The organism is Salinimicrobium oceani, from assembly GCF_012037645.1.
Genome location: NZ_JAAVJR010001336.1, coordinates 1 through 324 on the forward strand (window position 1 = coordinate 1; position 324 = coordinate 324).

The following is a 324-nucleotide window of genomic DNA, read 5'->3' on the forward strand; positions in this document are numbered from 1 at the left end:
TGAAGTTTTTGAATCGACCTCATAATCTTTCCCTATCTTTCTGAAAAGCAGCAGGTTCTTTAACCACTGCCAAAAAAGGGAAAAATGAAGATCCTTCTTACAGGAGCTACCGGATATATTGGAAAACGCCTGCTACCTATCTTACTTGAGCTGGGGTATGAAGTAATTTGTTGCGTAAGAGACAAAAACCGGTTTCCTGCCGAAGGTGTTTACGCCAATCCAAAGATCTCTGTCCTGGAAGTAGATTTTTTGAAAGACCTGCCATCTCCTGAAGTTATAAAGAACATTGATGTTGCATACTACCTCATTCATTCCATGAGTGCC

Annotated in this window: 1 protein-coding gene; it reads left to right on the forward strand. The window is 40.7% G+C overall.

Annotation, left to right across the window (positions count from 1 at the left end):
• Positions 1-84 precede the first annotated feature (84 nt).
• On the forward strand, positions 85-324 hold a 240-nt coding region (locus tag HC175_RS22085; RefSeq protein WP_168140005.1), incomplete at its 3' end, for an NAD-dependent epimerase/dehydratase family protein.